The 19589-nt window shown below is 44.3% G+C and carries 18 protein-coding genes, 1 tRNA gene and 1 pseudogene; 10 read left to right on the top strand and 10 right to left on the bottom strand.

Annotated elements, in window-relative coordinates; translation table 11 throughout:
* Nucleotides 1-201 precede the first annotated feature (201 nt).
* Nucleotides 202-756 (bottom strand): sugar O-acetyltransferase, encoded by a 555-nt coding sequence (locus tag L3V31_RS21290; RefSeq protein WP_237319118.1) that lies wholly within the window; start codon nucleotides 754-756, stop codon nucleotides 202-204.
* 114 nt (nucleotides 757-870) lie between these two features.
* A complete protein-coding gene (locus tag L3V31_RS21285; protein ID WP_237319116.1) occupies nucleotides 871-1269 on the bottom strand; it encodes an OsmC family protein in 399 nt (132 codons plus the stop codon).
* Between the two features lie 174 nt (nucleotides 1270-1443).
* On the opposite strand from L3V31_RS21285, the gene msrB reads away from it, so the two are divergent.
* Together msrB and L3V31_RS21275 are read left to right on the top strand one after the other, a co-directional pair.
* Nucleotides 1444-2583, top strand: coding sequence for a peptide-methionine (R)-S-oxide reductase MsrB (gene msrB, locus L3V31_RS21280; protein ID WP_237319114.1), 1140 nt, complete (start codon nucleotides 1444-1446; stop codon nucleotides 2581-2583).
* Between the two features lie 12 nt (nucleotides 2584-2595).
* On the top strand, nucleotides 2596-2730 hold the full coding sequence (locus L3V31_RS21275; RefSeq protein WP_237319112.1) for a DUF2256 domain-containing protein: 135 nt from the start codon (nucleotides 2596-2598) through the stop codon (nucleotides 2728-2730).
* A 31-nt stretch (nucleotides 2731-2761) separates the two neighbouring features.
* On the opposite strand, the pseudogene L3V31_RS21270 reads toward L3V31_RS21275, so the two are convergent.
* Nucleotides 2762-3463: pseudogene (locus tag L3V31_RS21270) on the bottom strand (SDR family oxidoreductase); the annotation flags it as partial.
* Nucleotides 3463-5007: a cryptochrome/photolyase family protein gene (locus tag L3V31_RS21265; RefSeq protein WP_237319110.1), complete on the bottom strand. Its 1545-nt coding sequence runs from the start codon at nucleotides 5005-5007 to the stop codon at nucleotides 3463-3465. The pseudogene L3V31_RS21270 and the gene L3V31_RS21265, both read right to left, overlap by 1 nt.
* Before the next feature lie 181 nt (nucleotides 5008-5188).
* Between L3V31_RS21265 and L3V31_RS21260 the strand changes: the two genes are divergently transcribed.
* Nucleotides 5189-6202 carry a GGDEF domain-containing protein gene (locus L3V31_RS21260; protein ID WP_237319108.1) on the top strand — a complete coding sequence of 338 codons (1014 nt, stop codon included), beginning with the start codon at nucleotides 5189-5191 and terminating at the stop codon, nucleotides 6200-6202.
* A gap of 104 nt (nucleotides 6203-6306) precedes the next feature.
* On the opposite strand, the gene L3V31_RS21255 is transcribed toward L3V31_RS21260, so the two are convergent.
* Complete coding sequence (locus L3V31_RS21255; protein WP_237319106.1) at nucleotides 6307-6885, bottom strand: hypothetical protein; 579 nt, start codon at nucleotides 6883-6885, stop codon at nucleotides 6307-6309.
* Between the two features lie 174 nt (nucleotides 6886-7059).
* Here L3V31_RS21255 and L3V31_RS21250 point away from each other — a divergent pair, with 174 nt between their 5' ends.
* Nucleotides 7060-8616, top strand: coding sequence for a DUF3612 domain-containing protein (locus L3V31_RS21250; RefSeq protein ID WP_237319105.1), 1557 nt, complete (start codon nucleotides 7060-7062; stop codon nucleotides 8614-8616).
* 333 nt (nucleotides 8617-8949) lie between these two features.
* Here the strand turns inward: L3V31_RS21250 and L3V31_RS21245 are convergent, their stop codons facing one another.
* Entirely contained in the window at nucleotides 8950-10332 is a 1383-nt protein-coding gene (locus L3V31_RS21245; protein ID WP_237319120.1) for a diguanylate cyclase, read from the bottom strand.
* 135 nt (nucleotides 10333-10467) lie between these two features.
* Here L3V31_RS21245 and L3V31_RS21240 point away from each other — a divergent pair, with 135 nt between their 5' ends.
* Together L3V31_RS21240 and L3V31_RS21235 are read left to right on the top strand one after the other, a co-directional pair.
* A complete protein-coding gene (locus L3V31_RS21240) occupies nucleotides 10468-11064 on the top strand; it encodes an alpha-ketoglutarate-dependent dioxygenase AlkB (RefSeq protein ID WP_237319102.1) in 597 nt (198 codons plus the stop codon).
* Between the two features lie 72 nt (nucleotides 11065-11136).
* Nucleotides 11137-12231 (top strand): DUF3541 domain-containing protein, encoded by a 1095-nt coding sequence (locus L3V31_RS21235; RefSeq protein WP_237319100.1) that lies wholly within the window; start codon nucleotides 11137-11139, stop codon nucleotides 12229-12231.
* 49 nt (nucleotides 12232-12280) lie between these two features.
* On the opposite strand, the gene L3V31_RS21230 is transcribed toward L3V31_RS21235, so the two are convergent.
* Nucleotides 12281-13489 (bottom strand): NupC/NupG family nucleoside CNT transporter, encoded by a 1209-nt coding sequence (locus L3V31_RS21230; RefSeq protein WP_237319098.1) that lies wholly within the window; start codon nucleotides 13487-13489, stop codon nucleotides 12281-12283.
* Between the two features lie 561 nt (nucleotides 13490-14050).
* On the opposite strand from L3V31_RS21230, the gene L3V31_RS21225 reads away from it, so the two are divergent.
* Nucleotides 14051-14134 (top strand) — tRNA-Leu (locus L3V31_RS21225).
* Nucleotides 14135-14167: 33 nt separating this feature from the next.
* Nucleotides 14168-14779 (top strand): DUF2913 family protein, encoded by a 612-nt coding sequence (locus L3V31_RS21220; protein WP_237319097.1) that lies wholly within the window; start codon nucleotides 14168-14170, stop codon nucleotides 14777-14779.
* 26 nt (nucleotides 14780-14805) lie between these two features.
* On the opposite strand, the gene lhgO is transcribed toward L3V31_RS21220, so the two are convergent.
* On the bottom strand, nucleotides 14806-16050 hold the full coding sequence (gene lhgO / locus L3V31_RS21215) for an L-2-hydroxyglutarate oxidase (protein ID WP_237319095.1): 1245 nt from the start codon (nucleotides 16048-16050) through the stop codon (nucleotides 14806-14808).
* Between the two features lie 459 nt (nucleotides 16051-16509).
* Nucleotides 16510-16644, bottom strand: coding sequence for a hypothetical protein (locus L3V31_RS22060; RefSeq protein WP_267136054.1), 135 nt, complete (start codon nucleotides 16642-16644; stop codon nucleotides 16510-16512).
* A gap of 56 nt (nucleotides 16645-16700) precedes the next feature.
* On the opposite strand from L3V31_RS22060, the gene brnQ reads away from it, so the two are divergent.
* Both brnQ and L3V31_RS21205 read left to right on the top strand, forming a co-directional pair.
* On the top strand, nucleotides 16701-18011 hold the full coding sequence (gene brnQ, locus L3V31_RS21210) for a branched-chain amino acid transport system II carrier protein (RefSeq protein ID WP_237319093.1): 1311 nt from the start codon (nucleotides 16701-16703) through the stop codon (nucleotides 18009-18011).
* A gap of 107 nt (nucleotides 18012-18118) precedes the next feature.
* A complete protein-coding gene (locus L3V31_RS21205) occupies nucleotides 18119-19327 on the top strand; it encodes a GGDEF domain-containing protein (protein WP_237319090.1) in 1209 nt (402 codons plus the stop codon).
* Between the two features lie 69 nt (nucleotides 19328-19396).
* Here the strand turns inward: L3V31_RS21205 and L3V31_RS21200 are convergent.
* On the bottom strand, nucleotides 19397-19589 hold a 193-nt coding region (locus L3V31_RS21200; RefSeq protein ID WP_237319088.1), incomplete at its 5' end, for an IS3 family transposase.

Genomic DNA, 19589 nt, shown 5'->3' with positions numbered 1-19589 from the left:
ACATACGCCATGATCAAAGCACTCAACAAGCTAACAGGGATAGGTATGCCCGAAACTCAGTATATCGTTTAAAATGCAAACGATTTTGCTAGTGTTCGCTCTCAAGTTGAATTCCGCAACAAAGCCCACCAAATGCAACATTTTGCACTTATCGCAGTTTTCAACCATGTTTTACTCTGTTGATGAAGGATCGATTTGAAATTAGTCCTCTTCGTTCAAGCGACGAATCAATTTAGCTGGTGTGCCGCCATAAAGGCAATCAGGCGGAACATCACTGTTTACAACCGAGTTTGCGGCAATGACAGAACGAGCACCAATTGTTACCCCTTGATTGATGACGGAGTTACCACCAATCCATACATCGTCTTCCACAACGATCGGTTTACAGAAGGTTTCCCAGCGCCGGCGGCTGTGATAATCCAGTGAATGTGATGCAGTATAAAACTGTGCACTTGGGCCAATCAGGACGTTATTTCCTATGGTAATTTTTGCACCGTCAAGCATGACCACATTCATGTTAATAAAGGTCTCTTCACCAATTTCAATGGTTTTACCGAATTCGCAGTGAAACGGAGCTTGAACAATGCACAAACCCGCTTTACCAAACAGTTGCTTTTGCAACGCGTCACGCTGACTTTCATCGGTATTGTTGTTAAATGCGCGCAATGCATGAGTGGCGTGCGTCCTAATGGCATCAATTGATTCGTCCATACCATTAAACACTTGGCCAGACATCATTTTCTCTAATTCTGTCATTGGAAAACCCTACTACTTGAAATACCGCTCACCGTACGTGATTCAGGCAATAAAAAAAGAGAAAAGCCAAGGCTTTTCTCTTTCCTGTTTTCTGATTTTTATAGTTCTGCGAGGTTAAACAATTTCCCAGCTGTGGGTCATCTCAACGCCCTCAGCGAGCATCAGGCACACAGAACAATATTTTTCCAGTGAATCAGCCGCGACTTTAGCGACAACCTCTGGGTCCAGATTTTCACCAGACACTTCGAAATGGATGTTCACTTTAGTGAAAATACGCGGAGCCATTTCGCGACGTTCTGTGGTTAACTTTGCGTTGACGGACTCAACTTTTTGCTCTGCAGATTTTAAACCATCCACAACGTCCACTGAGCTGCAACCGCCTGCCGCCATTAGTACCATTTCCATTGGGCTTGGCGCCGTCGCACCACCATTCCCGTCCATCACGACAGAATGGCCAGATTGAGACTGACCAAGGAATTTAAAACCTTCGACCCATTTAACTTCTGCTTGCATGGTTTTCCTCATATTGCATCGTCCACTCGTCGTTAATACGAGCGGTGTATTTCATGCCGATACTCTATCTTTGTTAGAAAAAAGGACAATGCAATTTTCAAAATTAATGCAATTTTTCCGGTCTTTTACCTTTCTACTTACGTAACAATTGAAAAAATAATAGTTGAGGATGCTATGAAGAATATATCTAAGCTATTGATCGGATTATTTTTCGCTCTGCCAGCTTTGTTCCTGCTACTCAGTAAAGCAGGAAACGCGGATACGATGAGTAAAACAAATCCATCAGAAAAAGGGGAGATCGCCACACTCGCGGGGGGCTGCTTTTGGTGTACGGAGTCAGATTTAGAACAACTGCCCGGTGTTTCAGATGTGGTTTCTGGTTACTCCGGCGGTCACGTTAAAAACCCAACTTACAAGCAAGTCTCTTCTGGTAAGAGTGGTCACATTGAAGTGATCGAGGTGAAATACGATCCAAGTGTGGTGAGCTACGAGCAGGTTCTGGACTACTTTTTCAGACACATCGATCCAACGGACGATAAAGGTTCGTTTGTTGATCGCGGCCCACAATACCGCCCCGCAATCTTCTATCACAATATTCAGCAAAAGCAGATAGCTGAGAACTTCATGATGGAAATCGACAAAGCGATGATCTATCCGAAACCTCTTAAAACCGAGTTGATCAAGTTTGAAAAGTTTTATCCTGCTGAGACATACCATCAGGACTATTACAAAAAGAGCAGCTTGAAATACAAATACTATCGCTACGCATCAGGGCGAGATCAGTACCTGGATGAAGTTTTTGGCGATGATCGTAAAGAACGTCCTAAAACTCTTCGTCAGCTCATCGAAGAGAAAAAGCTGCTGTCGAAGGTCAAAGCCTATAGTAAGCCTTCCCAAGCTGAAATTAAGTCTACTTTGACGGAGATGCAATACTACGTTACACAGGAAGAGGGAACGGAAAAGCCATTTAAAAACGAATACTGGGATAATAAAGAGGCGGGTATCTACGTCGATATTGTCACCGGAGAGCCGCTGTTCTCTTCGACTGACAAATACAAGTCGGGTACTGGATGGCCCAGCTTTACCAAACCAATTAATCCGGGCTACATCGTGGAAAAAACCGACTACAAATTATTGTATCCTAGAACAGAAGTTCGCAGTAAATTCGGTGATTCACACCTCGGACACGTATTTGAGGATGGTCCGAAACCGACTGGGTTACGTTACTGCATGAACTCAGCTGCGATGAAGTTTGTTCCCGTAACAAAAATGGCTCAGCAGGGTTACGGTGATTACTTGTTCCTTTTCAAATAATGATAAAAATGTATGAAGGGCTTTAAAGCAAACTTACCGACCAAAGTTTGTCCCATATGTAAGCGCCCGTTTTCCTGGCGCAAAAAGTGGCAACGAAACTGGGACAACATTGTTTACTGTTCAGAACGTTGTCGTCGCAGTAAATAGGTACGTCTTTCGTCATAACAAACGATTCACCAGGTAAACTCTCTCCGTCATACGCCCAAAACGCCCCGCTATCTTGCGGGGTGGCTTTTTCTATTAGCGTCAGTAAGTCAGACGCGACACGTTCCGGTGTAAACAGCTTGTCTAACGGAACATTTGCTTGGAAAGGTTCTGACAACGGTGTGTCGGTGGTACCAGGATGAAGCGCTAACACTACACCATGTTTGACAGTACGGCGCCACTCAATCGCCATAGTTTTAAGAAACATATTCAATGCCGCTTTAGAAGCTCGATAACTGTACCAGCCGCCGAGTTGATTATCGCTGATGCTGCCGACTTTTGCCGAGATCGCAGCAAACTTTGGGTTGTGGCTGCGTTTTAAGGCAGGTGTGAAACACTTTGCCAACAATAACGTAGGCAAAGTATTCACTGTGATGGTTTGCAAGAAAAAGTCGGCATCGAGAGCGCTTAGACTCTTTTCTGGTCCTTTATCCTTGGTATGCAACATACCAACGCAGTTGATCAGCCAATCGACTTCACAGACAGATTCACTCAACCTTTCTACTTGCGAGCCATCGCTAACGTCTACTTGATGCCATGTCACCTTAGTTTGATGGCCTCCTGGCTTTTCTCGACGATAGGTAGCATGAACCTCTGCGCAAGGAAATCGCCTTACCACTTCTTGCGTCATTGCCCTGCCTATCCCGCCGTTTCCGCCGACAACCAGAATCTTCATTACAAGTTCTCCAAGTCAGAAATGTATCGCTCTGCAGTCTCAAGAATGGCTTGGCGTTGCGACTCTTCCATATTGTCCCATGAACGGAAAATCATACCGATTCGCGGGTTGCGGGTTAAACGCTTTTCGTGTTTATGCATAAACCGCCAATACAAGCTGTTAAACGGACAAGAACCTTCACCACTACGAGCTTTATTGTCGTAATGGCAGTTTTTACAATAATCGCTCATTTTATTGATATAGGAACCACTAGCCGCATAGGGCTTTGTTCCAACAATGCCACCATCGGCGAACAATGCCATCCCTCGAGTATTGGGCATTTCCACCCATTCAATCGCATCAACATAAATGCCAAGGTACCACTCATCCACTTGGTCTGGGTCGACTTCAGTCAGCAGACAAAAATTACCCGTGACCATCAAACGCTGAATGTGGTGTGCGTAGGCGTAATCGAGTGACTGACCAATCGCATTGCGCATACAGGCCATTTTTGTTTCGCCGCTCCAAAAATAACCGGGCAGTTGACGTGACGCCCCAAGTTCATTTTTGTTCGGATACTGCGGCATATTTGCCCAATAAACGGCTCGGATGTACTCTCGCCAACCCAAAATTTGACGAATGAAACCCTCGACCTGAGCAATATCGATTTCGGGATTCGCCTCAAATGCACGCAGCGCTGCATCAATCACTTCCTTCGGATGCAGTAACTTACTGTTCATCGAAAAAGATAGTCGACTGTGGTAGAGGCTCCACTTCGCGTCATGCTCTCCCGTCATCGCATCCTGAAATCGCCCAAACAAAGGTAAACAAACCTGACAAAAATGCGCCAAGAGAGACAAACTCTGAGACTGATTGACCGGCCACAACAGATCGCCGTTGAGTTTGCCAATGGTTTGAATATCGTGTCGTTTTAATCGCTCAATAATCTCATTCACTTTTACACTGAACATCAGCGGGTTGGGCAGTTGTTCAATGTCTTTTGCTTTGAGTTTATTGCGGTTATTGGCGTCATAATTCCACTTGCCACCCAAAGGTTGACCCTCTTGCATCAAAATATTGAAACGCTTACGCATGCGACGATAAAAGTGTTCCATCGTCACGTGCTTCCCTCGGGGAAATTGCGGCTCTATTTCCTCAAACGGTAGTAAAAAGTGCTCAGTGTCGACACAACGCTTTGCCACACTTTCTAACTTCACATTCGCTAGCTGTTCCAGCAGCCGGTATTCATCCGGTCTCTGGTACTCAAACTTGATGGCACCAACTTCGCTAACGTAGTGCGTTAGCACTTTTTCAAGATTTTCAAAAGTCTGAGTGTCATCCAACGTCAAATACAATACATGGTGGCCTTCACTCTGTTTCTCTCTCGCAAAATGCATCATGGCAGAGAAAAACGCACAGACTTTCTGTACATGATGGGTGACATAGGTATTTTCTTGCTTCAGTTCTGCTATCAGAAACAGTACTTTTTCATCAACTTGTTGAAACCAAGAATGCTCGCTATTCAACTGATCACCCAGTATCAGCCTAACTGTCTCATATCGCACGTATCACTCCTTACACGAAGAATTATTGCTTCAGATCATTGATTTGCGTTTTATGGCGTCAAAATCATCAATAATTATCCTAATCACTCATTTTTGTATAAAGCATTCAAATATTTAGAGCGAGACTGCTCATTTTCCGCTACTCTAAGACTAATTCCATTTTGTTACTTTCATCCCAGAAATGACTGACGAGTTTAAGAAGTCGACCGCAAACTTAAAAAAAGCGGTACCACTAATGATCAAAAACTACGTAGCAGCCACACCAGCTAACTACGCGCTTTGGTATACCTACGTGGATAATGCTATTCCAGATCTCAACCTAGAAATGGATACGGTTCTAAACAGCTACGATGTTTGTCCGCCTGCTACCTCAACCAGCCTCTATAAGCGTTACGTAGCAAATAAAGCAGAAACCAGTCTCGAAGATCTCAGAAGCAATATGGAAGTGTTATTAGGCGAAGTATCAAGTTCAATGGATGATACGATTTCAGATACCTCCAAATTTTCAGACATAATCGACAAAAGCTTCAATAAGCTAGAAAAGGTTCAAGATAACAATTTGAGTATTGAAGAAGTCATGAGCGTCGTCCGTCAATTCGTTGAGGATGCGCATGACATTCGTCACTCAACTAAGTTTTTAAATAGCCAACTCACCAATGCAAGTGAGGAGATCTCTCGGCTAAAAACTCAATTAGCAGAAGTGCAAAAAGACGCGCTATTTGATGGCCTATCAAACCTCTACAACCGTCGCGCTTTTGATTCAGATCTCGCCGCGTTAGTCGATGCGAATCAAGCTATGAGCCTAATCATGCTTGATATCGACCATTTCAAAGAATTTAACGACCTTTATGGTCACCTTTTTGGTGACAGCGTGCTTAAATCCATTGCTCGTCGACTTCAACAGAGCTGTCGTGATGGAAGCTGTGCTTACCGTTTTGGCGGTGAAGAATTTGCGTTAATTGTACCGAATAAGTCACTGCGTATTGCACGTCAATATGCCGATACGCTGCGCCGTATGATTGAAAAGCTACGAGTGAAGGATAAACGGACAGGCAGTCAGGTTCATAGTATAACAGCGTCGTTTGGTGTCGCAGAATTTGAGCCTGGAGAGACAGCTGATTCGTTGGTTTCCAAAGCTGATAAGCAGCTTTACGATGCAAAGCAGTTAGGTCGAAATCGAGTTATGCCCATCTAGCAGCAAAGAGTATAACCGTGGTGCGGCGGCTTCATCTCGCTCGCTTTAAAAATAACAAACCCTGCATAATGTGCAGGGTTTTGTTTATCTGGCCCAATCATAGATTAGTCCACGTTGTAGCAGTAGCTCAGAACGTAATCATCACCATTTTTGGCCGTGTATTCTTTGTCTTCACTGCAAGCCATCGGTTTACCTTTCTTGTCACCTTTTACCAGACTTATCCAGTGACGCATTGCCGTTGGTGCATTACCAGTAAGTTCAGGGTTAAATGTAATGCGTGTTTCTAGCTGAATGTCCTCAATATCCATCAGCTCTACACAACCAGTACCTTTGTGACAACCAAACATCACTTCGACATGGTTACCTGACTCATCTTTAAGCAAAATCGATTTAGGATCTTCTTTCTCACCTGTATAAGCCACAAAGTGCTTTGGACTTTGCAAACCGCTGTGAGAACCGTCTTTGAAGTAGGCCAATACATGACGGTAGTCAATTACATAGCTTGATACGTCTTGGTGCGTCCCATTCTCCAACGGGAACATACGGTCAAGTAACTGCTTAGCTTTTACTTGTTTTTCACTCTGTTGCTCAGCACTTACCGCTTCGACGGCAAATACGGCTTCAGCAATAAATGGGCGTTGTTGTTGTTGCATCTCTTTATTATCGAAGTTCAGCATATTCATCGTCATATCCTCGCACTATAAAACTCATCCTAGAGTACTTACTTAATTCTGTTGTTTAAGTTTCAGACAATTCTGTGAAGTTGATGGTTAATTTCCTTGTCTGCTTAGTATGTAGACTAGCGAATTATTTACTACAATTTCACAACAAAAATTTTACAGTGTGAATTTTACAAAATGTCTGTGTCAAAAAGCTTAATTCGTCAGTCTCACTTTCTCGGTACAAAAATTCGCAACCTGAGAAAAAACAACCATTTAACTATGGAGGACTTATCTGCTCGTTGTATAAGGATCAATCCAGAGTACGCGCCTTCCGTTTCTTACCTCTCCATGATTGAACGTGGAAAACGCGTCCCAAGCATCGATATGCTTGAAGTGATCGCGGAGGTTTTCCAAAAAGATCCCGCTTGGTTTTTAGACGATGAACCGGAACTCGAAGCCATTACGCCAAATAAAGGTAACCGTGGTGGTATTAATGGCATGGCGTTGGAACCAAGCTTCCTGTTCTCCAATGATATTCTTCAGATTGCGATTCCTGAAATGCTCTCCCAGACAGGGATTACAGGACGTCAGTTTGCTCACTTACTGATTCGAGCTCACCAAGAGAGTCATCAGAACCACTTCCCTGACCTAGAGCGAGCCGCTGAAGAAGTCGGCCTTAAACGCTTGAACCTCTCGGTCGAAGACTTAATCGATATTGCCAAGAGCATGGGGCTCGATATCCGATGGGTAGACCGAGCACCACAAGATGTGATCGATGAGCTTGGCGTGAGTGCTAAACAGCTGATCACCTCGTTTATGGAAGCGCCAGGGACGATTTACCTGAACAAGCGAATGCGCGATTATCCGACCAGACTGAAATATGATCTAGCAGTCTACATTGGTCATCGAGTCCTACACAGCAGTGATGCGATGAGCAACGTACTCACCATTGGGCATCAGAATAACTGGGAGCAAATGGACAGCCCGATGTCCAACTCAGAGTTGAACTCACAAGATATTCTGCAGGCTTGGCGTGATTTTGAATCGAGCTTCTTTGCGGGTGCCCTCTTGTGCCCTAAAGTACCGTTTCGTCAATTGCTAGACCGCTCTGGTTACGAAATCGACGTACACAAAAAAGCAGGAGTATCCCCTTCAGTGGCCATGCGCCGAATGACCGTGGTTTCACCTTACCCGCACTGGCATTATTTTGATGCCTACGGCCCTGGAAAGCTCAAAGCGGTATATCGTGGTAATGGCATCCCTCTGCCGTGGGGTAACATGCGCAAAGTCAACGATCCTTGCCAGCACTGGGCGGTGTTCCGCCGTTTGGCGCAACCACTGGATACCAGTTCGGCTCAAATCTCGATTCTTAATGTCGGTGATGAGCCACGCATTTACTGCTGTGAGTCAGTCAATGTCTTTGATCCAGCTGGGAACAACCGTGTGCTGTGTGCTGGTATAGATTTGAACCCAGCGATCACAGCGCAAGGTGGAGATGCCGTTTCCATCGCAGAAGAGTTGAAGTCCCTGTGTGTGGCGTCGGGTGGCAGTAGTGTTATTCCGGGACACATCAAAAAGGATTTAACGACCATCGCCAAAATTTTAAATATTAACTGGATAGAACGTGGGATACAGAGTCAGGCAAGACTGATTTGTTCGAGGGGCGCGGTTTGTCCAAGACAACCTAGTTGTTACAGCAAGTGTGGTGAAGCGGAGCAAACAGAAGATGATGTAAAGATTCTTGATCTCTAGAAAGAAAAAACGCCAATCACAATAATCGTGATTGGCGGTATATACTTGTGAACAAATTGCATTCACTAACAACGTCAGTTGGCTAGGTGACCCTCGGCTTAATAAGGGTCACTTACATATAAGCACGATACGTGCCAGCTTTTAAAACCCCAGTTTTTAACCGTTCTAGATGCATATCGTTGCTTTATTAATCAGGCTATTTGCACATTGCAATTGCAAAATGCAACAGAATACTAATATGCCACCAGCCGCATTGCTACTAATCACTTTCTCAAAAAGAGTGCAGCTCTACCAAGCAACGAAATCACAACGATCACTAGCTCTCGTTTCCGATTAACCTAATTTAGCTTGCGCTGCTTGAGGCTTACCATGCTTGTGTTGGTACATTCTTTCGTCTGCAATTTTCAACATCTGCTCTGGCGAGGTTATTCCAGTCTCAAACATCGCGTAACCCATACTCACATGCAGTTTAATGAGTTCCTGCCCATAAATTACCGGAACGGAGCAAATTGCTAATTCGATCTTCTGTAATAATGCTAACAAGCTCTCTTCTGATTTTGGGTTGTAAACAACAACTAAGAATTCATCGCCACCCATCCGAGCAACCATATCAGAACGACGTAAACTGCTTTTAATTCGTTCCGCTGTCTCTCGTAAAACGGTATCACCAGCATCATGACCATGCGTGTCATTGATGTGTTTAAAGCGGTCGAGGTCGATGTTCACTAGAGCAAAGTTGTAACGCTTTTTATAGCGTCGAGCGAGCTCAAACTGCTGTTTATAATACTGCATGAAATAACGACGATTCGGCAAATTTGTCAGTTCATCATGTAGTGCACGAGTATCAGCGATGATATACAAGCGATAAATAACAATAAACATAAGACTCAATGCCAACAGACCCGAATAGCCAAGCAATCTGACCAAGTGGTATTCATACCAAGGAAGCTGTTGTTCCAATGTATCACTTGAGAATACGGACAAACTCCAGCTGCCAAAAGGGAAGTAAACCGTCTCAGTCGCGTACCTTGTCTTTGATAAATTCGGCACCCCAAAAAAGATGTCACCAGATTCGCCACTACTGTCATAGCCTCTTATCGTCAAAGGATAACGATGAGAAAATTCGAGAATGCCAGTTTCTTGCAGCAAACTATCGAAATCGATAACCGCGCTGATTACGCCCCAGTAGTCATTATTTGTCGGCGGGTCTCGAAACACTGGTACTCGAACAATCAAACCTCGCCCACCCTGCACCAGCGTAACGGGCCCCGCTATGAATATCTCTTGAATCTCTCTGGCTTTTTTCACCTGCGCCCATTGCTCTGGAACCGTTCGATAATCCACCCCAAGCATCCTCTCATTGCCGTTGAGTGGAAACATGTGATTTATCACGTCATTTTTTGCGATGCCGATGGCATCAATATTCTTACTTTTATTCAGAATGCGCTCGGCGGCGATACCCAACTCGCGTGCACCACTTTCAGGTAGTAATGTCACTAGCGTACCTAAAGTGCTGGCTTGGTAAATGTCGGCCATAAGGTCCGCCTCCAAATTGGAGCGGAGGATAGAAAGTTGATCTTTGGCTTCAGCGAGTAATTGCTCTCGGTTATGTTTTTTTTGGTTGTGATGTAATAGTTCAACAACTCCGACAATCAGAATAAAAAAAATCAGGAAGAATAAGACAATGTAATACTTTTTCTTGGGAAAGTGGTGCATTTGCTCCCCACTATCTCGCATACCGCTGCGAGATGCTTTCATTTATTGTTAAAATTATTGTTTAATAAAATAATACTCAATAGCTATCATGAAGGTAACAATAATCGAAAAAATTTATACGTAGAGCGGAGAGAAATGCAACAAGATGACTTATTTGGAAGCTCGTTCTGGCATGAAGTGAAGCAGGGAAAGCTCTATTATCATCCAAATTTTCTTGAAGCTGCCGAGGCCGACAACTTTTTTGCTAACCTCAGGAAAACATTACCATGGCAGCAAGAGCGAATTAACATCTTTGGCAAATCAGTCCTACAACCTCGACTGCAAGCTTGGCATGGCGACGCTGCTTACACCTACTCAGGGCTGACAATGACGCCTTCTCCGTGGACACCAGTGCTGCATTCTCTTAAAGAGCGTTGTGAAGCCGTCTCTGAAGTAACTTTCAACTCGGTATTGGCCAATTTATACCGTGATGGTCAGGATTCTATGGGTTGGCATCAAGATAACGAGCCCGAGCTAGGTCGAAATCCGGTGATAGCCTCGTTGAACTTAGGTGAAAGTCGACGATTTTTGCTAAGGAATTTACATTGTAAAACCCAGATTGAATATGAGCTTTCTCATGGTTCTTTATTGATCATGGCCGGAGAGCTGCAACACCACTGGAGTCACAGCGTCCCAAAAACGTCAAAGCCCAAAGATGAGCGCATCAACCTGACTTTTAGGCATATTTTGTAGTATTGACCGACCTTTTACACTTCACATATATATTGGTGATACCTTTGTGACAGATTTTCATGGAATGAAATTATGCGTATCAAGCCTATTAGTTTAGCGTTTTTGCTATCATGCTCTCTCATTTTTCAAACTCAAGCCAATGAGGTTGAATCTCCTCCCTTAAGCTACGCTCAATCAGCACAAGTCATTCGGGCTACTTATGAGCGGGAACTGTTCACTCTTCCTCCGTTTAAAGAGGGGCATTTTGGTCTACGTATGTACAGACAGACGCAGGATCCAAAATATCTACCCGCAGTTTGGACAGATATGGCACAAGTTGCGAGCCGACTAAATAAACTGTCCTCCGAAGTCGTCCAGCCCGAAGAGATCATTCTGTATGCTTCGCAACGGCTGACAAAATACCAGAAGAAAGATGATGAGCGTGGTCAGCTTCGTTATACGGTGACAAAACATCACCCAGAGTACTTATACCTTGGCATTGATTTGCTCGGCGCAATGGCAAGAGCAGATGAGTACGGTTTGAAGCACAAAAACGACGCAACTCTTAGAGAAGTGTTACGCCGCTATGATTTTACTCACTACGCCACTGACCAAGAGATGATTGAAGCTTGGGCGGCGCAGTTAGCCAATCAGGTTTATTGGCTAAGACAGCTCGGAGAGCAAGATGTGGTTGAAGCTTTTACACAGGCATTTCAAGCCACCTACCCCGACGAAAAGGATAAGAAGCTATCGACTCAACAGTATGGGAACAAAATTTACGGCATGACGCACATTATTTTTGCCGATTCTCAGTACTACCAAAAACAGGTAAGTGAACAACAACATCAATGGATTTTCGACTATTTGCGCAAAAACATCGATACCATACTGCTTCGATGCAAAGAAGATGTCATTGCGGAAGTTGGCATTTCTTTCCTTTTAGCTGGGCTAACGCATGATCCCGTGGTTGAAAAGACACGAAATGCGATACGATCCGCTCTGGATAAAGAGCAAGGCTTAATCCCATCAGTCGAAGGTAGTTTTGATCTTAAATTTGGTGAGCATCGAAACGTGTTAGCCATCATGCTGTTGGATTGGAAAGGTGTGAACCAAGGGCCGAGTTACAAATCATTCCCCAAATCGTTTCAATCTATACCCTATGGCTTGGTTCCTAAAGACAAAGAATAACAAAACCCGCCATACCGGCGGGTTTTTCGTACGAGATGAAGTGAGAGTTTTACAGAGAGATAAAGATACCCGCTAAGCACGCGCTCATCAGGTTAGCTAACGTACCCGCCGCAACAGCTCTGAGCCCCATATTCGCAACATCTTTACGACGTTCAGGAGCCATAACTCCGATGGAACCTAGCTGAATCGCTATCGAACCAATGTTTGCAAAGCCACACAACGCGAAGGTAATAATAACTTGAGTATGCTCAGACAACGCCGCTCTGTGTTGTACAAAATCAATAAACGCAACGAACTCGTTCATCACAACTTTTTGGCCGATATACGAACCAGCCGCAAGAATTTCATGGGCTGGGACACCAATTAACCAAGCCAGAGGCGAGAACATATAGCCAAAAATAGCTTGCAACGTCACACCAGAAAATCCCAGCGCGCCACCTAAGTTTTCAAGGCCGGTATTCACCATAGCAATGACACTAACGAACGCGATCAGCATGGTACCTACTGCAACGGCCACTTTCATACCACCCATTGCGCCACTTGCTAACGCATCGATGACATTGCTCTCGTCCGCTTTATCCAATTCGATATTGCTGTAATCGCTAGGTTGTTCGCGCTCAGGTACGATGATTTTAGCCATCATCAAACTGCCCGGTGCAGCCATGAAGCTCGCCGCAATCAGATACTTCAGCTCGACTCCTAATCCTGCGTAACCACCTAAGACACTACCCGCGACAGATGCCATGCCACCCGCCATAACCGCAAACAGCTCAGATCGTGTCATTCTGGATAAGAATGGACGAATCAAAAGCGGAGACTCACCTTGAGACAAAAAGATATTGCCCGTGGCAACCAAAGATTCGGCTTTACTAGTACCTAGAAACTTCTGGATCGCACCACCGATAAATTGAATCACCTTTTGCATAATACCCAGATAATAAAGGGCGGAGATAAGCGCACTGAAGAAGATGATGATAGGGAGAACGCGGATGGCAAAGATAAAACCAGTAGAAGCCAAGTCACCAAACAGGAATTTAATTCCCTCATCTGCAAAACTCAACAGACCGGCAACGCCGTTACTCAAACTCGCAAGTGCCGTCTGTCCCATCGGGAAATAAAGTACTAACGCTGCAAAACCCATTTGTAACAGCAATGCACGGCGTACCGTTTTCCAGTTAATAGACGAACGACTCTCGGAAAGAAGAACAGCGCAACCTATGAGTGCAGCGATACCAAATAAACTAAATAGAATACTCATGACTCGGCCTACACCATGTGAACGAAAAGAGAAGCACCAAAGGACTTGGTGAAGGAATGAATCAACGTATTAAGTGATGGTACACTCAGAGAATGTGAATATAGACAAAGCGAATAGTTCGACATCTTATTTTTACCTTATACAAGCAATTAAAAGGAGCTGGTCCGGTCCGTGGGGTCATTCACTGCTGGCGAGTTGATTACTCTGCCTGCTCCATGTGACGGCTTGTATGGGTAAGGGCCTTGAACAACGAAACCCTAAATCCCGTTTAAACGGGACGACAGTATAGTCAATAAAAAGAGATATTCATCACATTTATAAAAGCAAACGTTCAAGCGTTCATATTTCATGCAAACCAGGCTTTTTCCGCCAATATCCGCACATTAATCAGGGCTATTAATAGGGTTCTTTCTGCTGAAAAAGAGAAAAACGGCCAATAAATGCGCAATCAAACTAGAAAGGCCAAAAATGCTTAACTTTGCTCTCGCCAAGAGATGGAATTTGGTTATACAATTTGACTCGCTTCTTTCCGAAGCCTCTGTAAATACAGAGCATCATGATGCCGAGATGGTGAAATTGGTAGACACGCTAGCATGAGGTGCTAGTGCCTTTGGTGTGAGGGTTCGAGTCCCTCTCTCGGCACCATCATCCTTCTTCTTTTGATTTCGTTTGAGAGTAATGCAAAGTTCTAAGCAGGTAAGACCATCCGCAGATGCAAACCAACTTCTGAGCGAACTTGCTGTGCATGCTTTACTGCATCTACACTTTAAAATCCATGCATCTTCCCGCTCTATCTCTTTAAAGGAACGTAATGATCTGCTGCAAAAATGGCTTAAGCCAAAGCTGAAAAGCAATCGCTACAAGCTGATTAAAAAGCCATTAAAGTCACTGACTCAGCAAGCTAAAGGGGAAAACGGTAATCTAGAAGCATTACTGGAGCGCTGTGTCGGAGCAGACAAACCAGGTAATCCTCAGCCGCATTTAGACAGCTACCTGCTGCTTATTAATGAAATCGAAAAGAAACTAGGTACCACGGTATTACTCTCTCGTCCAGAGGATGTCGATCTGTCGCATGATCAACATGGTTGCCTGCTGTGCGTCCTATCAGAGAACTTGAACCAGCATTTCGACGACAATAATGCCCTGATCGCACCTATTTCGATGCTTTTCCGTGGCCCAATGAGTCAGCGTTCGCTGTTCCTTGGTAGTATTTACGCCAACAACACGTTTAATTACGATGTCCAATATCAAGATGAGCAGTTCGTACGTATTACTCTCGATCTTGCATAATTCGAGAGCTACTCACGAGCATCGCATCAATAGCGCTCTTCGCCTATATCGACTTTAGCCTTTACCTTAGCATCAATTTTATCGCAAATGTATTCTCCAATAGGTATTGCTGACGTTGCTGCAGGTGATGGCGCATTACACACATGTAGGCTACGAGCCGTTTCTGCAAACAGAAAATCATGCACTAATGTGCCATCCGATAGCACAGCCTGAGCACGAATACCGGCAGGGTGAGACTTAAGATCTTCCACTTGGATAGCGGGGCAATATTTGTTGACTAGCTGTAAGTAGCCAGATTTCCACCAAGAGTTCTTCAATTCTTCTAAGCCCGTTTTCAGATGTTTTTTCGTCACTTTCCAAAACCCCGGGAAGCGCAGCATCCTCCATGTATCTCGAAAGCTAAAGTTAAATTTCGCGTAACCTTCCCGCTTCCAGCCTTGTACCGCATTTGGCCCCACAGTAACAGAGCCATCAATCATGCGAGTCAGATGAACGCCTAAGAAAGGTAAGTCAGGATCGGGGATGGGGTAAATAAGATGATTCACAACGTGATTGTGCTTGCTGTCTAAACGGTAATACTCACCACGATATGGGATGATTTGAAAATCGGTCTTAATACCCATCATCTTGGTCATGCGATCAGCCATCAACCCACTGCAAGTCATCAGCATTTTGCAGTTGAGCTGCATCGACTGACCATCAGAGACACAAGTAAGCTGCACTTCTTGGTCTTTTTCTTCAATGGCAACCACCTGGGTGCGTAAACTGACTTGCCCACCAAGCCTTTGGAACTCTCTAGCCATTTGTTCAGTCACTAGTCGATAATCAACAATACTGGTAGATTTGACGTAAATGGCACCCAATCCGGTGATGTGTGGCTCTGCGAGCTTTAACTGTGCTTGATCAAGTAGCTCTACTTCTATGCCATTGATGTGACAACGTTCGTAGAGGGCATTCATACGCTCTACTTCCTGCTCACTGGTTGCCACTAAAAGTTTGCCACAGTTCTCTACCGGAATGCCGTGATCCGCACAAAATGTGATTGTCGCCTCGACGCCTCGTTTACAAAATTCGGCTTTCAGGCTGCCTGGTGCATAGTAGACACCAGCGTGAATCACACCACTGTTGTGTCCAGTCTGATGCATAGCGAAACCAGACTCTTTCTCCACCAGCAAAATGGAACGATCAGGATGACGCTGCTGTAATTGCCAGGCGGTAGACACGCCAACGATACCACCGCCAATGACGATGTAGTCATAAACTGATTTCATACGACCTCAAATAAAAACCCAGAGTTAAGACTGCTGCCATTTAAATAGCGGCCACTGTAAACAATATTGGCGGAAAATACCGCGCAGCGTGCCACACGAAACAATATTTGATTATGCTACGGAAAAGAAATTTTCCGCTCTCCATAACCACTGTGGTCACAAAATTCCTCAAGCCTTTGTAATCTGCTTGTATTTTGAGCAGTTTGTTACAGATAAAAAGCCTAGCGAAAGAACAAGAAACCACCAGCCTGCACAATAAAAATAAATTTGTTAGTTATATGTTCCAGATTTACAGCTAAATACCAGTCTAAAACACCAACCTAAAAACAAACCTTAACCGTATCCACTTATTTCTCTCTTCAGGGTTGTGCCGAGATAGCAATATTCGTTAGTGTAGCAACACGCCAAGGCACCTATGACCTGGCACTTTTTACGATTTAAGGATTTCCATGTCAGCAACTACGCAATCATCATTTGCTTTAAAACGCCCTTCCAGCGTTGCTGCTGTGATCCTCCTGCTCTCTCTGAAACTGATTCAGGGCTGACAGGCAAAACCACAATTTCTGTCAGCTTGATAAGAAGCTGACGGGTCACGATACACTTTCCCATTCCTTTCAGTTTCTTCCAAGCGAAACACAAGAGGAATAACAATGTTAAGCGCACGCAATATCGCTGCTTTAGGCTTCATGACTTTCGCCATGTACTTGGGCGCGGGTAATCTTATCTTTCCCCCGTTTTTGGGATATCAGGCTGGTGAAAACTTTCTCAGCGGTATGGCAGGCTTTCTTTTAACTGGCGTTGGCTTACCAGCGATGGCGTTGGTGATCGTCGCGATAGTCAATGGCTCGGATAAGTTAACCGCGGCATTACCAAAGCCGCTGGCCACTAGCTTTTGGGTCATGGTCTTCATCGTCATTGGTCCGGCATTCGTGATTCCACGCGCGATTACCGTGGCTTATCAATTTAGTTTTGCCCCGATGCTCGGTGATGCAGCATTAATCCCTTTCACTGCCGTGTTCTGTGCCGTTACTATTCTATTTGCGCTATACCCTGGTAAGTTGATCGATAACCTCGGAAAAGTTCTGACACCCGCTTTAATGGCAATCTTGGTCATCTTGTCAGTGACAGCATTGGTCTACCCTGCGGGTGAAACAACGCACGCAACCGGTCCATACGTTGGTGGTGCTTTTGCAGAAGGCCTGACTCAAGGCTACATGACGATGGATGCTCTGGGTTCTATTGGCTTTGGTTGGATCATTTTCCGCGCCATTCGAAGCATGGGAATACACTGTCCAAAAGCCACCGCAAAGTACACGCTAATCGCAGCTATCATGTACGCAGTAGCCATGGCGTTTGTGTATATTTCCTTGGCTTATATTGGTTCCACGAGCACCTACCTAGGCAGTGAGTTCAGTAACGGTGGCGACATTCTTACTGCATTTACTTTCAGTCACTTTGGCGCTTTCGGCTCGCTTCTGTTGGGCGCCGTGATGGTATTAGCCTGTTTGACAACGGCAATCGGTGTAACAACTGCGGGAAGCGAATTCTATGACAACGCCTTTAGCAAAGTAAGCTACAAAGGCAGTGTCATCACTACAATGGTATTGGCTGGTTTGATTGCCAACGTGGGACTAGAGCAACTTTTGGCTATTACCTTACCTGCCGTGGTTGCCCTTCATCCGGTTGCAATTGCCTTGATGCTCATGGCACCGCTACGCAACAAAATGTCGCAGTTAATGGTGATAATGACCGCAGCAACAGCACTGGTCTTTGGTTGTTTCGATGCAATGCATATTCTGGGTAATATGCCTGAGCCGATCGACCAATGGATGAGCACTCACATGCCTCTTTATAACGAGTTTGCAAGTTGGATTGTACCGAGCTTAGCCATCGCTATACTCGGGCTGTTATTTAAGCCAAACAAAAACCAACAGGAGACACTGGCGTTGGTCAAAGAATAGCGGTTTAACATAAGACAATTATCTATAGATCCGTTAATATATTAAGAGCTTAATTATTAAACTCAGGCAAAGGAGTTGCCTGAGTTTCAGCTCAATACGGAACTCCTATGGAAAGTCATTATTTAGATGTAAGAACGCTTAACTTTATTGTTATTCTGTTTTCTTGTATCTGCTCTATCAGTCTCCTGTGCTACCAATACACACAGAGTAAAATACAAGGTTTAAAAACTTTTTCTGTATCTTTACTGTTTATTGGTCTTGGGCCATTTTTACTTGGATTCCGAGATACTTCTCCCGACTGGCTCACCATTATCGTAGCCAATACTATTATTTTAATAGGCTTCTTACTCACGCTTTACAGTGTGAGTATTTTCCGTTCTTTTCCACTTAAACTCGCCCATACCATGGCGTGCTTTATCCCCCTATTTAGCGGCTCATTCTATTACTTCACTTTTCACGTACCGTCGGTGAAAAGTCGTGTTATCTACCTTAGTGTTTATCTATGTTTAGTGACGTTATGCAGTGGAATTGCGATGCTGAAGGGTAAAAAGAGCGATCTAAGCCTTCCTGTAAAAACGATGGCGTATTCTTTCTTTTGTTATAGCGCATTTATGGGAGCAAGAGCACTTTGGAGTATATTCGCACCAGAGATAGCTAGCTTCATGAATGCAGGCGTTATCCATCAACTTACTTTCTTATTTAGTATCTGTCTGATAGTTGGTTTAAGTTTTAATATCTTATGGTTAATTAACTCCCGCCTTGTTGCATCGATTAATGACTTATCTCTGCGAGATGCATTAACTGGTCTCTATAATCGTAGAGCTTTGGAAGGTATCGTTCCGCGCCTTATCACCGACGCCAGTAAACATAACCTCCCCGTCAGTGTCATGATGGCCGATATTGATCGATTTAAAGCAATTAACGACCAATTTGGACATACTGCAGGTGATCAGGTTATGGAGAAGATAGCCACCATACTTAAAAAACATCTGCCTGAATCCGCATGTGTCATTCGTATGGGTGGAGATGAGTTCATGATGATTCTTTTAGAAAAATCAGATCAGGCGAAACATCTTTCAGAGCAGATCAGAACTGCGATAGAAAGTGAAGTATCCCTTCAGCCATTTGAGTTCAAAATTACGATGAGTTTTGGGGTTAGTGAACTAGTAAAAAACAGTTCGTTGGAAAGGGCACTGACTCAAGCAGATGTCGCGCTATACCACTCTAAACATTCTGGCCGTAATCAAGTTACGCTTTTTGGTCAATATAATGATTTCCCAGAGGAGCCTATAGCAACGCTTTCTCTTTCTAAATAGATTACTGGAATGATTACAAACAGACAAAGCCCTGCTTATGAAGTGACCCCATAAAGTTGGACATTTCTGTTAAGCGGCTTGTAAGGCCTGATTTCGATATTCAATCGGAGTCAGGCCTTTTAGTTTTGCCTTGACCCGTTTGGTGTTGTAATACTCGATGTATTCTTCAATTTTCTCTATAAGATCATTCGCGTCTTTGAAGGACTGATTATGGTACATCTCTGTCTTCAGCAGTGCGAAGAAGTTCTCAGCAACGGCATTG

The sequence above is a fragment of the Vibrio sp. J1-1 genome, assembly GCF_021728395.1.
Taxonomy (GTDB): Bacteria; Pseudomonadota; Gammaproteobacteria; order Enterobacterales; family Vibrionaceae; genus Vibrio.
Note: the sequence above shows the minus strand (reverse complement) of the source record. Positions and strands in the feature narration are given on the sequence as shown.

What these genes read in the sequence shown, in the direction of transcription:
- L3V31_RS21290 (WP_237319118.1), bottom strand. Translation starts at nt 756, where the DNA reads ATGACAGAATTAGAGAAAATGATGTCTGGCCAAGTGTTTAATGGTATG.
- L3V31_RS21285 (WP_237319116.1), bottom strand. Translation starts at nt 1,269, where the DNA reads ATGCAAGCAGAAGTTAAATGGGTCGAAGGTTTTAAATTCCTTGGTCAG.
- msrB (WP_237319114.1), top strand. Translation starts at nt 1,444, where the DNA reads ATGAAGAATATATCTAAGCTATTGATCGGATTATTTTTCGCTCTGCCA.
- L3V31_RS21275 (WP_237319112.1), top strand. Translation starts at nt 2,596, where the DNA reads ATGAAGGGCTTTAAAGCAAACTTACCGACCAAAGTTTGTCCCATATGT.
- L3V31_RS21260 (WP_237319108.1), top strand. Translation starts at nt 5,189, where the DNA reads ATGACTGACGAGTTTAAGAAGTCGACCGCAAACTTAAAAAAAGCGGTA.
- L3V31_RS21255 (WP_237319106.1), bottom strand. Translation starts at nt 6,885, where the DNA reads ATGAATATGCTGAACTTCGATAATAAAGAGATGCAACAACAACAACGC.
- L3V31_RS21250 (WP_237319105.1), top strand. Translation starts at nt 7,060, where the DNA reads ATGTCTGTGTCAAAAAGCTTAATTCGTCAGTCTCACTTTCTCGGTACA.
- L3V31_RS21245 (WP_237319120.1), bottom strand. Translation starts at nt 10,332, where the DNA reads ATGCACCACTTTCCCAAGAAAAAGTATTACATTGTCTTATTCTTCCTG.
- L3V31_RS21240 (WP_237319102.1), top strand. Translation starts at nt 10,468, where the DNA reads ATGCAACAAGATGACTTATTTGGAAGCTCGTTCTGGCATGAAGTGAAG.
- L3V31_RS21235 (WP_237319100.1), top strand. Translation starts at nt 11,137, where the DNA reads ATGCGTATCAAGCCTATTAGTTTAGCGTTTTTGCTATCATGCTCTCTC.
- L3V31_RS21230 (WP_237319098.1), bottom strand. Translation starts at nt 13,489, where the DNA reads ATGAGTATTCTATTTAGTTTATTTGGTATCGCTGCACTCATAGGTTGC.
- L3V31_RS21220 (WP_237319097.1), top strand. Translation starts at nt 14,168, where the DNA reads ATGCAAAGTTCTAAGCAGGTAAGACCATCCGCAGATGCAAACCAACTT.
- lhgO (WP_237319095.1), bottom strand. Translation starts at nt 16,050, where the DNA reads ATGAAATCAGTTTATGACTACATCGTCATTGGCGGTGGTATCGTTGGC.
- brnQ (WP_237319093.1), top strand. Translation starts at nt 16,701, where the DNA reads ATGTTAAGCGCACGCAATATCGCTGCTTTAGGCTTCATGACTTTCGCC.
- L3V31_RS21205 (WP_237319090.1), top strand. Translation starts at nt 18,119, where the DNA reads ATGGAAAGTCATTATTTAGATGTAAGAACGCTTAACTTTATTGTTATT.